This is a genomic window from Paenibacillus sp. GD4, assembly GCF_030846225.1.
Lineage (GTDB): Bacteria > Bacillota > Bacilli > Paenibacillales > NBRC-103111 > Paenibacillus_G > Paenibacillus_G silviterrae.
The window spans coordinates 846,666-860,504 of record NZ_JAVCYK010000002.1 but is presented as its reverse complement, the minus strand read 5'-3'; the positions used below and the strand labels follow the sequence as shown (position 1 = coordinate 860,504).

9 protein-coding genes are annotated in these 13,839 nt (G+C 53.9%); 6 read left to right on the top strand and 3 right to left on the bottom strand.

Annotation, left to right across the window (positions count from 1 at the left end; genetic code table 11):
- Positions 1 to 174 precede the first annotated feature (174 nt).
- From RAC89_RS26700 to RAC89_RS26680, 5 genes are all read left to right on the top strand, one after another.
- Entirely contained in the window at positions 175 to 1,824 is a 1,650-nt protein-coding gene (locus tag RAC89_RS26700; RefSeq protein ID WP_306616767.1) for a cache domain-containing sensor histidine kinase, read from the top strand.
- On the top strand, positions 1,821 to 2,561 hold the full coding sequence (locus tag RAC89_RS26695) for a response regulator transcription factor (protein ID WP_306616766.1): 741 nt from the start codon (positions 1,821 to 1,823) through the stop codon (positions 2,559 to 2,561). Before RAC89_RS26700 ends, RAC89_RS26695 begins: the two co-directional genes overlap by 4 nt.
- A 92-nt stretch (positions 2,562 to 2,653) precedes the next feature.
- Positions 2,654 to 3,961 carry an ABC transporter substrate-binding protein gene (locus tag RAC89_RS26690; RefSeq protein ID WP_306616765.1) on the top strand — a complete coding sequence of 436 codons (1,308 nt, stop codon included), beginning with the start codon at positions 2,654 to 2,656 and terminating at the stop codon, positions 3,959 to 3,961.
- A gap of 64 nt (positions 3,962 to 4,025) precedes the next feature.
- Positions 4,026 to 4,973: a carbohydrate ABC transporter permease gene (locus RAC89_RS26685; RefSeq protein ID WP_306616764.1), complete on the top strand. Its 948-nt coding sequence runs from the start codon at positions 4,026 to 4,028 to the stop codon at positions 4,971 to 4,973.
- Positions 4,963 to 5,796, top strand: coding sequence for a carbohydrate ABC transporter permease (locus tag RAC89_RS26680; RefSeq protein ID WP_306616763.1), 834 nt, complete (start codon positions 4,963 to 4,965; stop codon positions 5,794 to 5,796). The genes RAC89_RS26685 and RAC89_RS26680 overlap by 11 nt, the downstream gene beginning before the upstream one ends.
- Before the next feature lie 160 nt (positions 5,797 to 5,956).
- Here RAC89_RS26680 and RAC89_RS26675 read toward each other — a convergent pair whose 3' ends face one another.
- Positions 5,957 to 7,807 carry an alpha/beta fold hydrolase gene (locus RAC89_RS26675; RefSeq protein WP_306616762.1) on the bottom strand — a complete coding sequence of 617 codons (1,851 nt, stop codon included), beginning with the start codon at positions 7,805 to 7,807 and terminating at the stop codon, positions 5,957 to 5,959.
- 70 nt (positions 7,808 to 7,877) lie between these two features.
- On the bottom strand, positions 7,878 to 8,477 hold the full coding sequence (locus RAC89_RS26670) for a TetR/AcrR family transcriptional regulator (protein ID WP_306616761.1): 600 nt from the start codon (positions 8,475 to 8,477) through the stop codon (positions 7,878 to 7,880).
- 311 nt (positions 8,478 to 8,788) lie between these two features.
- Between RAC89_RS26670 and RAC89_RS26665 the strand changes: the two genes are divergently transcribed.
- Positions 8,789 to 12,553 (top strand): OmpL47-type beta-barrel domain-containing protein, encoded by a 3,765-nt coding sequence (locus tag RAC89_RS26665; RefSeq protein ID WP_306616760.1) that lies wholly within the window; start codon positions 8,789 to 8,791, stop codon positions 12,551 to 12,553.
- A 56-nt stretch (positions 12,554 to 12,609) separates the two neighbouring features.
- Here the strand turns inward: RAC89_RS26665 and RAC89_RS26660 are convergent, their stop codons facing one another.
- On the bottom strand, positions 12,610 to 13,791 hold the full coding sequence (locus RAC89_RS26660) for an MFS transporter (RefSeq protein ID WP_306616759.1): 1,182 nt from the start codon (positions 13,789 to 13,791) through the stop codon (positions 12,610 to 12,612).
- Positions 13,792 to 13,839 lie beyond the last annotated feature (48 nt).

The following is a 13,839-nucleotide window of genomic DNA, read 5'->3' as shown; positions in this document are numbered from 1 at the left end:
GGTATGCTATATTGAATGTAAACTTACTCGCCTAGCCGACTTAACGATCTGGAGGTCATTTCCATGCAAGCCGTTCGGCTTTTCTTCCCCTTGAGGGTAAAATTCATATTGCTATTCTGCGTTTTGATTACGGTCCCGCTGACGACGATTGGCGTCCTAAGCTACAGGCAGTATATGAGTCAGGTAGAAAAGGACGCCAACAATTACACCGGTCAAATTGCAAATCAGATCCTGAACAGCATCGACCGCTATTATAAAGAGATGGACCGACTGACGACCGCGCCTTATTATGACCAGTCGGTTATGCATATTCTGCGGAGCCGGCTAACCGAGAGCTCCAGGGATTTCGTGCCGCTGGAGGAAATCAACAGAATGAGCCTGCTGATCTCATCGCTGGCAGCCGAAAGACCGGAGATACAAAACATTCTGATCTTCGCGATGGATGGTGTGCTGTTTACCAATACGGACGATTCCGTGAACAAATCGTGGAGCCAAGAAGCCACCTCCTGGATGGAGTCCGTGATTGCTGCGGATGGGGCGATTGTCGCCATCCCGCCGCACAGCGCCAGATACTATAAGTCCGGAGAGCAGAGGGTCATCTCGCTGGCCCGGGTCATTCGGGATCCGCAAAACCATCAGCATCTGGGAATTGTTAAGATCGATCTAACGCAGCGGGGGTTCGCCAGCATCTTTGGGCTTAAGGACATGAAGCCGGATACGGTGATCCATGTCGCGAGCAGCCAAGGAGCGACGCTGTATTCTTCTCTGGAAATGCAGGACCTCATGCTGGGGAAGTCTGAAGGGGGACCGTTCTTCCTAACGGCGGAGGAGTATTCTCCGGTATCGGGCATTGTAGTCAAAGCGCTCGTGCCTGAAGAGGATCTGAAGAAAAATGCCAGAGCCTTGATCCGATACAGCTTATTCGTGTCGGCTGCGGCTTTGCTGTGCGCATTTCTGCTGTCTGGCTTTCTGGCGGCAAGGCTGACTCGGCCAATCCATCATTTGGCAGCCACGATGAGGAAGATTCAGCGGGGAGAATTCAAGGAGAGAGCCAAGGTAACCTCCCGCGACGAAATCGGATGGCTGACGGAAGGCTTCAACACCATGGTTTCCGAATTGGACAGGCTCGTCCACCAGGTCTACGAAAGCGAGCTCCGGGAGAAGGAAGCCCAGCTGTCCGCTCTTCAGAGCCAGATGAACCCGCATTTTATATATAACACGCTGGAATCCATTAATGTAAAAGCGCTGGAATGGGGAAACACAGAGCTTTCCGAGGCTGTAGTGAGCTTGGGAAGACTGCTGCGCTACACGGTAGACAGGCATGAGAGGTTCGTCCATCTGGAGGATGAGCTGCAGTTTGCCGAGGCTTATCTGCAAATTCAGTCGTTTCGGCTGGGGGACAAGCTCAGTATGCAGATTGAATCCGATCTAAGCCTCGGTTCCTGCCTGATGCCGAAGCTGATTCTGCAGCCGCTTGTGGAGAACGCCATCGAACACGGCATGAAGGACGGCCCGTTTCCGATCCACATTCAGATTCGGGCATGCTGCGAGGAAGAGGATTTGCTGATTTATGTGGAGGATAACGGCAAGGGAATGACGCCCGCCCAAATGTCGCAGGTGGAGCGGAGCTGGCGTGAGCCGGATCAGCGGCGCGGTACAATCGGCTCCTTCGGAGTTAGGAAGAAGGGCTTTGCCCTGCGCAATGTGAGCGAAAGGCTCCGGCTGCTGTACGGACCGGGCTACGGCATCAGCTTCGATAACCATCCGAAGCAGGGAGCGTCCTTTTGTATACGTATACCTTTACAATGGGGGAATGAGGAATGAAGCTGAATATATTGTTGGTTGAGGATGAGTCTACGATTCGGAGCGGATTTCGCAAGGTGCTGGAGGACGTAATTGGAGGCGTTCATGTCGCGGGGGAAGCCTCCAACGGCCGGGAAGCCTTGGAATGGCTGAAATCGCATACGACAGACGCCGTGTTTACCGACATTCGCATGAAGGAAATGAATGGAATTGACCTGATCAAGCGCTTGAAGGAGCAGAGTCCTGCCCTTCCGGTGGTGATCATAAGCGGATATAACGACTTCGTGTACGCCCGGGAAGCGATCCGGTATGAAGCCGTAGACTATCTCCTGAAGCCCGTAGAGACGGCAGAGCTTGCCCAGGTGGTGGAGCGGCTCAAGAAGCGGACCTTGAAGGGAAAGCCGGACAGCAGCCCGCCGAAGGAAGCGGAGGAGCGCCAGGTTATCCGCAGAGTGAAGGAATTGATAGGAGACCGCTTGGAGCAGGATATCTCGCTGCAGTACTTAGCCGATCAGGTGCATTTGAACCACCGGTATTTGTCCGTGCTGTTCAAGTCGGAGACAGGGCAGAATTTATCCGATTACGTGACCCAGGTCCGGATGGAAAGAGCTAAGCAGCTTCTTAAGGATACTCAAATGAAGATCCAGGACATCGCCAAGCTATCCGGCTACCCGAACGTCAAATATTTTATGCACCTGTTTAAGCAGAATATCGGCTGCACTCCTTCAGAATACAGAGAAAACAACAATACAATTTAAACCTTTTCTGAACGCAGTGTCATTATGAGCGGAAGGTGATTGCTATATAATGTGCTTGTAAGCGCTTATATATCGTAAAGGGGAGTTATGACATGAACAAAATGTGGAAAGCCGCACTAACCATAGTGCCTGTGGCTCTAGCAGTGACTGCATGCGGAGGCGCTCAGCCGTCGCAATCCTTGCAGCCGGGCACATCAGGAGCCGATCAGGCGAAGCCCGCCAAGAACGTAAACCTGAAATTCAGCTTCTGGGGCAACGATACTCACAAGAAGATGTACGAGGATATCATTGCTAAATATAAGGAAAAGCATCCTAACGTATCCGTCGAAATCGTAACGATCCCGTTCGCGGATTATCAGCAGAAGCTGTCGATCATGAGCGCGTCCAAATCCGCTCCGGATATCGCATGGATGGCCGAGCGCATGATTCCGCAGTTCCTCTCTGCCGGTCAGTTGGCGGATCTGGAGCCGCTGAAGAAGGATGCGGACTATAAATACGATGACGTCATCCCGTCCACACTGAACCTGGTCACGAAGGACAGCAAGGTGTACGGCATCCCGTTCTCTACGCCGCCGATGATGATTTATTACAACAAAACGCTGTTTAAAGAGAAAAACCTGCCTACGCCGACGGAATTATATAAGCAGGGCAAGTGGACCTACGATGAAATGATGAAGGCCGCCAAGGCGTTGGCGAATCCCGCCAAAGGCATATACGGAGTGAATTTTGTACGTAACGGCTGGCAAAATTGGCCGGATGCGATGCAATCCCATTTCAACGCGTACGGAGCTTCCTTGTTTAATGCCGACGGAACGGCCTTCACCTTGAATTCGAAGGAAGGCGAGCAGGCGCTGCAGAGCTACTCGGATATGATCTTTAAAGATAAGGTGCATCCGAAACCGGGAGATCAGACGACCTTCGACACGGGCAAAATCGCCATGCAGAAGGAGCTGTTCAGCTACATGGGCAAGGCCAAGGCGGTAAAGGACTTTGAGTGGGACATTGCTCCACTGCCGGCCGGTCCGAACGGTCCGGGAACAACCATCGGTTATGCCTCCTACACAATCTTGAAGGATTCGCCGAATTACGCGGAAGCGCTGGAGCTGCTGAAGTTCATGACGAACCCGGACAATATGAAGCTGACCTCCCAATACTTCGTTCCTAGCCGCAAATCGATTCTGGAGTCCGAAGATTTCCTGAAGCAGGGACCATCTGCGGAAAGCGTCAAGTTGTCTGTTGTGGATCAGATGCCGAAAGCCAACTCCTTGCCGTCGCACAAAAATTGGCAGCAGATCGATACGAAGATGCAGACAATCATGGATTATCTGTACGCCCAAAATTCTTCCGTGAAGGATGTATTGACGAAAGCGGAAAAAGAGGTCGGACCTTTATTGAAATAGAGAAAGAGGCAAGCCGCCCCGTATGGGGCGGTTAAGCCTTGGGAGCAGGAAGGAGTGACGCTGAATGAATACCTTACAGAATAACGCAGCTATGGCGAACCGTCCGTACAACGTTGCAGGGAAAAAGAAAAGCAAGCTGCATGCAAGAGATCAGTGGTACGGGTATCTATTCATATCCCCCATTGTGCTGGGATTCGCGGTTTTCATGCTGGTGCCCATCGTTTGGGCGTTTGTGATGAGCTTTACGAATGAGTCGCTAATGGGCTCCTCCCAGTTTATCGGATTGAATAATTATACACGCGCATTTACGGAAGATCCGCTATTCTGGACGTCCGTCGGCAACACCCTTTACTTCTCGGCAGGTCTGATTCCGCTCAATCTGCTGCTGGCGCTGGGGCTCGCTGTGCTTCTAAACCGAAAACTCCCGGGAATCGGCTTGTTCCGTACGGCTATCTTCACCCCGGTCATCACATCGATTGTCGTCTGGGCGATCGTATGGAAATATATTTTCGCTACGGACTCCGGATTAATCAACCAAATTCTTCAGCTGTTCGGCATTACCGGTCCCGCATGGCTCTATAGCTTCGAGCTGGCTATGCCGGTGGTCATCGTCATTAGCGTATTAAAGAATGTCGGACTGAACATGGTCATTTTCCTTGCGGCCCTGCAGGATGTTCCTGCGATGTATTACGAGGCGGCTAAGCTGGACGGCGCCTCCAAGCCCCGCACCTTTTGGTCCATTACACTGCCTATGATTTCTCCGTCGGTATTTCTGGCGCTGGTGCTGACCTTGATCGGGTCCTTAAAGGTGTTCTCCCAAATCCAGGTGATGACGGACGGCGGTCCGGGTACTAGCACGCACGTGCTGGTCTATTATATTTACAAGACGGCCTTCAAAAATTTCGAATTCGGCTATGCTTCCTCCGTCGCATTCATCTTGTTTTTCCTGGTGCTGGTGCTGACTCTCGTTCAGTGGAATTTGCGAAAAAGGTGGGTGTATCATGAGCAGTAAGCTGGCGCAAAACGGTCCAATTTACGCCCTCTTGACCGTCATCTCCATCGTGGTCTTGTTTCCTTTCCTGTGGATGATCACCACCGCATTGAAGGATCCGACCAAAATTTTCATGTTTCCGCCGCAGTGGATTCCGGACCCGTTCGTCTGGAGCAACTTTGTGAATGTGTTCATCAAGCAGCCTAATTTTCTGTTGTATTTTTGGAACAGCTTGTATATTGCGGCCGTGGTAACGATAGGTACCTGCCTCATCTCCGCACTGGCCGGCTACGCCTTCGCCAAGATTTCGTTCAAGCTGCGAAATGTGATTTTCCTCATTCTGCTTAGCGGGATGATGATTCCGACCGAGGTCACCGCCATTCCGATGTTTGTTTGGATGACGAAGCTGGGTCTCGCTGACACGCATTTCCCGTTAGTATTCCCGCCAATGCTGGGGCGCGAGGGGCTGTTCGGGGTGTTTCTGCTCAGGCAGTTTTTCATCACGGTACCCGGCGAGCTGGATGAGGCGGCCAAGATCGACGGCTGTACGCCTTGGAAGACGTTCTGGCGGATTATGCTGCCGCTTGCAGGCCCGTCCTTGTCGACGCTGGCCATCTTCACCTTCCTGCACAGCTGGGACAACTACTTCGATCCGCTCATTTTTATCAGTACGGATAAGCTGTTTACACTGCCAGTCGGGCTGAAGCTGTTTACGGATGCGGCAGGGACCGAGTGGAATCTTTTGATGGCTGCATCGGTATTGGCTACACTACCGCTCATGCTCGTGTTTTTCTTCGCGCAGAAGCGCTTTATCGAGGGTGTTGCCATGACGGGGCTGAAATAATAATAGAAGCATAGGGTAAGAGCCGCCAAGGAAGCACAACGACGGGCGGCTCTTTTTCGTCTCATGAAGCTGAAGTGTCGAATGCTGCCCGGCGGGCCCGTCTCCGTTAGCCTATCTCTTGCCAAGAAAGGAGATTGAGCCCGGCATAATCGGGGCCGATTCATTGCGTAGACATTTCATCCCCCGACAGGACCTCGCTCCTAAGCCAATCCGCTGTAAGATGCGGAGCTTCAATCGGAAATTGATGGCCGTAAGGGAGCGTGTCGGCGTCGAAGCGGCGGTACCGTGCCGGCAGGCCAAACGCGCCGTCCCGCTCGCCTAGCAGCATCCGAACCTTGTCCGGATTCCAGGTTTCCGGCCGCAGCTCGAAGGAGCGGTCATGCGTCAGTACCGACATCGCCCAAGCGTTCGAATGACGAATGCGCGGCGATCGAAGATCCCGGATCGTTGCTGCGACATACCTTTCCAGCGTCTCGCCCCCCTTGGGGAAATCCCCCCCTTTTCGCAGCTCGCTCTGGAAGGCGGCAGGCTTCAGACGCTTCAAGACCGTCCCGGTGATTGCCGCATACCGATATTTGGCCGAAATGGGCTGCAGGACGGGTTGCAGCAGAGCCAGCTTCCGAATATGAGGCTCGATTCGCTCCATGACCTTTGCGGCAATCAGCCCGCCGAACGAGTGACCGGCCAAGATGACCGGCTCCTGCAGCCCAAGAATGAGTTCGCTTACGACGTTAACGCAGTCCTCGATCAAGGAAGAGCCGTGAGAGACCGGGGTTCTGCCGAATCCCGGCAGGTCTACGATGATCGTTCTATGGCCCTTCAGCCGTTCGGCGACGGGGACGAGCCGATCCGCGCTGCTGAACGTACCGTGCAGCAGCACAATCGATGGCCCTTCGCCCTCCTGTTCCAACGTGACGACCTTGGATCTTCGCTTTTGTATGAACCCCTCCGGGGCTGCGGTTTCCGGGTGGGATAACCGATAATCCAGATCGGAGATGACGAAAGGGAGGGTGCCCTTCACCAAGGAGGTGCCGCCCTGGCCCTGTTTCTCCTCAATGAGCCGCTTCGAGTGAACCGGAAAGTCCCGATTCACGATAAAGTTCATGGATTCCGAGGGGACGCCGAGCAGGTCCCCGACGCCTGCGCCCAAAGCGGCCTTCAGCAGCGTCGGAGGAACGCTTCCGATCGGCCGCATCATCCGCAGCTCCGTCGCGATCGTGCCGATCAGCGAGCTCATAGTAGGACTGCTGCTCCGGGGATCCAGCAAGTAATATGTATCGCTGGCGACATCTTCCCTGCGGACGAGGTTTGCGATGAACGAAGCGACATGGTTCAAGTGCACCATAGGCAGCCAGTATTTATCTCCTCCTGGTGCAAGGGGCATCAGGTTTCTGCGTACGGCGTCCACCAAAATGCCGAGTCCCCCAAGCTGTTCGGTCTTCCCGGTCACGGAGTCGCCGATCACAACGCTCGGGTTAACCGTGGATAACGGGATTGCGTGCTTATGGAGCGCTTGCCGGAGGTAACCGTCCGCTTGGAATTTCGAACGTTCGTACGGCGGGGCATGCCGGAGCGCGGCGTCTTGGTTCGTCAGCGCGTTCGTTTCGTCGTAAGGACTCATGAACCCGACGATATGGATAAATTGCTTCAACACACGTTTTCGATGAATTTGCACAGCCAACTCCGCAAGCTCCTTCGCGGGCAGAAGAAATGCGCGTTCCGCTTCTGTCGAGCTCAGCCGAATATCCATAGGACCGCCGGCGTGGATGATCACATCGACGTCCCCGATTCGCTCGTAATCGGCCTCGTTCATGCCTAGTTTCGCATGCGATAAATCCCCGGTGACCGGTTGAACCGTCTGTGCCGCACCTGGCGGCAGCTGCGCGATCGCCCGACGGAAGCGTGCCAAGTCGCGCACCAACGCGTACACCTCGTGGCCTTGAGCCGTTACCTCGGCCAGGATAGCCTTACCGATGAAACCGGTCGCGCCGGTTAGGAAAATTTTCAACATAAACTCCTCCTTGGTTTCAAATAACTAGTACTACATAGTACTAATCACTCCAAAAAAAACGCCTAAGCGATTAACGCTCAAGCATAAGCATGGAAGCTAGACCCAGCCGCAGTTCCTCCAGCACCTGGGGACGTCCGCAGGCCTTCGCAACGAACAGCGCGCCTTCGACGGAGGTCACGATGAGAGCGGCCGTCGCCGCCGTCGGCACATTCGGGGAGAGCTCTCCCCTCTGCTTCCCGGACTCCAGAAGCCGTTCCACCCCGGCCAATTGCCGGTCGAAGAACGCTTTGATTTTCGCTGCAGCCTCTTCGGAGGTATGGGCCGTTTGCGTATACAGCGTGAGGAAGGGACAGCCCCCGAGAATGTCCTGCTGCTCCTGCCGGTCCGCGAACAGGCGAAGCATTCGGTCCAGGCGGTCCGGAATCGATAGCTCATCTTGTGACAACACAAGCGAGATTTGCCGGTCGTACCCGTCAATCAGTTGATCAACGATGGCGAGTAACAGCTCTTCTTTGTTTTTGTAATGGTAATAGATGTTGGTTTTTGACACGTTGCTGACGGCGACGATGTCGTCCATGCTTGTCAACTGGTACCCTCGAGTCAAGAAGAGCGACGCAGCCGTTTGAAGCACCGTATCCTTGTTGGATTGACGCGTTGGATTCTTTTTCATAATTAGTACTATACAGTACTAAACCATCGGGTGTCAAGTCAGTGTTTTTTTTAATCCATAATCAGGATGATCATCCAGTATCAAGTATACCGAAGCTCTAGTCAATGAACCATTTCCTTTTTTAACGGGGGACCCCACTTTAGATGACATCTTTGCTGAGAATCACGTATTTGTTCATGAATTAGAGGATTGGGTGATTGGATGTTGCAGGTCCTGCGGGTACGATGACGGTACGTTTCCTGAAGGGAGGGAATCAGGTTCCATTATTGCGCGCTGCTGTCAGTACCTATTCATTCACAAGGAGGTTCGATATGAAAAAATGGATGGCGCTCCTGTTGTCTGTTGTAATAGCCGTCACCTTATTCCAAGTGCCGATGCCCTCAGCCAGAGCAGCCTATGACGCGCTGCCGGCCTTCCCGGGAGCCGAAGGCTTCGGCTACGCTGCGACGGGAGGACGCGGCGGCGAAGTGTATCACGTTACCAGCTACGAGCTCACCGGTCCGGGTACATTTCACGATGCGCTGATGACCGCAGGCACGACACCTCGCACGATCGTTTTCGATATTTCCGGTGAAATCACCATTCCGCAAATGGTAGTAAGGAACAAATCCAAGATTACGATTGCGGGACAAACGGCGCCGGGAGACGGCGTAACGATTCGCGGCAACAATATCCGCTTTATCGAGTGCAGTGACATTGTCATTCGTTATTTGCGTTATCGCATGGGAGTTCAAAGCTTCCAAGACGACACAATGTATTTTGAGGATTGCCAGAATGTGATCATCGACCATTCCTCTTTCTCGTGGGGGACGGATGAAGTATTGTCCATCAAGAGCAAGAATTACGACAATCCGAAATCCAAAAATATTACGGTGCAATGGTCGATCATATCGGAAGGTCTCCTGACTCACTCCATGGGCGGCTTGATCGAGATGAATACAATCTCCATGCATCATAATCTTTATGCCCATAATAACGATCGCAATCCGAAAACGAAGGGGCAGATCGATTTTGTCAATAATATCGTTTATAACTGGGGCGGCTATCCGTATGTAGCCGGTGGCGAATCGGGCACTCAAGGCTATGGGAATGTCGTAGGCAATTATTTTATCGCAGGCTTGAATTCGGCGGATCCCCAGTATGCGGTTGTTCGCGGCAACGAGAACTATCGTCTTTACCTTGCCAACAACCGGATCGACAGCAATAAGAACGGTGTTCTTGATGGGGCGGATACCGGCATCGGGATGATGGAAGTGGAACGGCCTAGTCTTATTGTGCCGGAGCGTTTCGAGTATCCTCCTGTCCATACGCAGGAGCCGGAGGTTGCCTATAGGCATATTCTTGGCTATTCCGGTTCATCTCTTGCCAGAGATGCCGTGGATAAACGGGTAGTGGATAGCGTGCGCAAGCAAACCGGAGTGATCATCGGTCATGAGAACGATGTAGGAGGCTTCCCTCAGCTGGCGAAGGGTACGGCTCCTGTGGATACCGACCGTGACGGCATGCCGGATGCTTGGGAGACGGCGAACGGCTTGAATCCGCTCGATGCGGAGGATCGCAACGCGGACAGAAATGGAGACGGTTACACGAATCTGGAGGACTACCTGAATGAGCTGGCCGCGCCGGGCTTTCCCGCCCATTATCCTTTGACCCCGCCGGCATGGTCGGGCACACCGTTCGTTCCTCCGACGAAGCCGGCTCCGGAGCCGGAGGAGAAGCCGGTGCGGAGTATGGACGGGAGGTCGATCCGCAGCGTTGTTATCCATGACAACAGCGGCAGCGGGGCGGTCAACGAGGCCAACTGGTCCATCCAAGACAATCTTCAGGCAGGGGACTACGTAGCCGGCGACCGGCTGACCGGGAGCAAAACCTATCGATTCGTTACGATTCCGGACGAAGTGAAGGGGATGGAATGGATTCGTTCCCCCGTGGCCTCCAGAAGCGCGACGAGCCCGGATCTGGTCTCCTTTTACCTGGCAGCGGATGCCGATGTGTATGTCGCCCACGATGCAAGAATCTCCCCTAGGCCAGAGTGGCTGACATCCTCTTACGAGGATACGGGGTTAACCATCACAGATGACCAGCCGGTGCAGTTCAAGCTATTCAAGAAGCGTTATGCTGCAGGCTCTCACGTAGTAATGGGACCCAATCAAAATACATCGAGAATGAACTATTTTGTCATCCTGAAGCAGGTGAGTCCCGGTACACTCCCGCCAGCCCTAGCGCCGACGGGACTAACAGGCCAGCTTAAGGACGGCCCTTCCGTTACACTTCAATGGGAGGCTGTAAACGGGTCATCCTCTTACTTGATCTATCGATCCACTTCGATGGATCCTTATTTTAAAGTCATTGGCAGTACGGATTCGGGCACGACAACGTTCTCGGATACAGCCGTTCAGCTGGGGGTTACCTATCATTACAAGGTGGCCGCTTTGAACGCGGGGGGCGAATCTCCGCACACTGCCTCGGTTGAAATATTTGCCTACGATGCCTCGCAGCCGATTCCGCCTGCGCCGCAAGGATTGCAGGTTGCCTCTACGAAGAGTATCTCGGTGGGGCTGGAATGGACGCCGGTAACACAGGCTATCAGCTATGGGATTTACAGGGCTGCTTCCGCTGACGGGCCGTATCAGAAGGTCGCCCATACATCCGAGTCTGCCTATACCGACAAGATGTTGAGCCCTTCAACGACGTATTATTACAAGGTTACTACAACATCCATGGGTGGAGAATCCGCCTTGTCCGGCAGTATCGGCGTAACGACGAACCCTCCGGTGTCTGTTCCCGAGACGCCGGCAGGCTTGACGGCCGGTGCTGTAACGACTTCGTCGTTCACGGTGAGCTGGAATCCGGTTAGCCACGCGGAAACCTACCATGTTTACCGGAAGGCGAACGGCGAGAATGGCTTTGCCCGCATCGGCAGCACCACCTCCTCTCAGTATACCGATCAAAGCGTGAGTGCCGATCGTTCGGGCTACAGCTACAAGGTGAGCGCGGAGAACGAGATGGGCGAGTCGGGCCTGTCGGGCGAGCTTGAACTGGCTATGCCGCTGCCGGCGGTCCCTTCGAATTTGTTTGTCGGTTTAACGGGGGAAACGTTTGTCGGACTGATCTGGACGTCACATGGCGGTGCGACGCAATACAATATATATCGTTCGTCTGCAGGAGAACCGGCTCAATATGTCGGTTATGCCAAAGTAGATACGTTCTATGACCGAACCGTTCAGCCCGGAGTGGAGTACACCTATTATATCAAAGGCAGCAATGCCGCCGGGGAGTCGGCTTCCTCCAATACGGTAACGGTGAAGACCCTTGCTAAGGACGTAACGTCTCCTGTCACGACCACTGATGCCAAGTCCGGCTGGCAGAACACAGCCCAGGTGATTCGTCTGTCTGCCGTCGATGCCGAGGGCTCCGAAACTACCAGCTATTACAGCGTTGACGAGGGTCCGTTCACAATGGGAACCGAGGCTGTGGTCAGCACGGAAGGCGTGCATACGCTTCGGTATTACAGTATGGACTCGGCGGGGAACAAGGAAGCCGAACAGTCGGCAACGGTTAGCATAGATCTCACGGGTCCAACGATTCAACCGACGGTAACGACCGCGGTGTATCGCACCGATGCCGTACTGATCCCGTTCGACATCACCGATCCGCTTAGCGGCGTAAGCCAGGTGGAGGCAACGCTGGACGGCGCAGCCTTCAGCTTGCCTGTTAGCGTAGAGCCCTACACGTTACCGATTGGCGAGCACGTAATTGCGATCAGGGCGGCGGACCATGCAGGCAACGTCACGGTGAAGGAATTCACTTTGGCAGTCGTGATGGACCGCAATCAATTAGACGAAGCGCTGCAGCTGGCGAACGCGAGGGGAAAGATCAACAATCCGGGCGTGCTGAACAGCTTGAGTGTCAAAGTGAATCAAATTCAAAACGAGGGCAACCAAGCTCGGCTTGTCAACGCATTAAACGCTTTGGAGAATGAAGTGTCTGCCCAGGCAGGGAAGCATATCGATGCGGACTTTGCGAAGCAGCTGCTGGCTGATCTTGCCTATTTGAAGAAAGAAGCGAGTCAATAAGACTCTCCGAAACGGCTGCTCCCTCCTCATTGAGGGAGCAGCCGTTTATTTGTATTTTAGGGCGATGGTGTGGTGTGTTTCAGTTCATTCTTCTGCAGTACGCCTCCTAACAGGAACATTCCAAGCGAGAGGGCAAGGCAGACGGCCGTGAACACACCGATCGATGAAAATCCGCCGAATTGGACATACAAGATACCGGCCACCCATGCTCCGAGCGTATTGGCGCCGTTCATGGTTGAGTTGGCCAAGCTGGAGATCGTCCCCCGGATAGAGGAATGTAAGGAGATTAGTGCTTCCATGGCAATCGGGAACAAAATCCCAAGCGTTGCGAAGATGATAAGATAGACGAAGGTTACGTAACCGATGCCGGGTAAGTAAGGCGCCCCTATATAAAGTCCTGCAAGCAGCAGCATACCAAACGAAAATGCTTTGATCCGGCTGAGCTTTCGCGTGACGTATGCGCTAATCAGACTTCCCAGCAGCGTGCCGAAGCCGAGGAACATCATCACCGTGCCAACCTGCCCGACAGGCAGATGAAACCGGTCGGCAACCCACTTACCGACAAATGCGAAAGCGGTTCCGCTTCCCAAGTGAAGAAGGAGGTAGGCTAGAAAACCGCTTCTTGCCTTGGCGCTTGTGAGGAGCGGAACATAACGGCGAAAGACCGATGTCTTCTCCGCTTGACGGACAGTCGGCTTCATGTCCGGCAGCGAGGACCGGACCACGACCGCCAGCAGCAGCGCCGCGGCGCCAATGGTCCAGAACGGCACGGACCATGAGAAGACCGCTAGCCAGCTTCCGATCGGTACCCCAAGCGCTTGAGCGGCTGCCAGCCCCGAGAACGCAATGCCCATCGTCTTTGAGATGCGTTCCGGAGGCAGGACGGCCGGGATGGAGGCCCATACTTGCGGAGCTGTGAAAGCCGCGCTGACACCGGCAAGAAAACGGAATAGGCACATCGTCCAAAAGCTGTCGGCAAAACCGCAGAGGATCGTCGAAACGGCGAATCCGAGCAAGCCGCAGAGCATGACGACTTTACGGTTCCAGCCATCGGAGAGGGGTCCGGCGATAAGAGCAAAGATGGCCGATCCCAAAGTGTACGAGCCGATCATCCATCCGGCCCTTTCCGTTGAAACTGAAAATTTCGTCTGAAGAGTCGGGAGCAAGGGGGAAATCAGAAACGTATCCGTCCCGATAAGAAACATGATGAAGAAAAACAGCGCAGTCCATTTTCGCATAGTGATCGCTCCTTATGGTTAGTTGCTTGATGAACCTATTCTAAGTCA

Excerpts from the sequence above, each read along its gene's own strand:
- RAC89_RS26685 (WP_306616764.1), top strand. The coding sequence starts at position 4,026 with ATGAATACCTTACAGAATAACGCAGCTATGGCGAACCGTCCGTACAAC.
- RAC89_RS26665 (WP_306616760.1), top strand. The coding sequence starts at position 8,789 with ATGAAAAAATGGATGGCGCTCCTGTTGTCTGTTGTAATAGCCGTCACC.
- RAC89_RS26670 (WP_306616761.1), bottom strand. The coding sequence starts at position 8,477 with ATGAAAAAGAATCCAACGCGTCAATCCAACAAGGATACGGTGCTTCAA.
- RAC89_RS26690 (WP_306616765.1), top strand. The coding sequence starts at position 2,654 with ATGAACAAAATGTGGAAAGCCGCACTAACCATAGTGCCTGTGGCTCTA.
- RAC89_RS26700 (WP_306616767.1), top strand. The coding sequence starts at position 175 with ATGAGTCAGGTAGAAAAGGACGCCAACAATTACACCGGTCAAATTGCA.
- RAC89_RS26675 (WP_306616762.1), bottom strand. The coding sequence starts at position 7,807 with ATGTTGAAAATTTTCCTAACCGGCGCGACCGGTTTCATCGGTAAGGCT.
- RAC89_RS26695 (WP_306616766.1), top strand. The coding sequence starts at position 1,821 with ATGAAGCTGAATATATTGTTGGTTGAGGATGAGTCTACGATTCGGAGC.
- RAC89_RS26680 (WP_306616763.1), top strand. The coding sequence starts at position 4,963 with ATGAGCAGTAAGCTGGCGCAAAACGGTCCAATTTACGCCCTCTTGACC.
- RAC89_RS26660 (WP_306616759.1), bottom strand. The coding sequence starts at position 13,791 with ATGCGAAAATGGACTGCGCTGTTTTTCTTCATCATGTTTCTTATCGGG.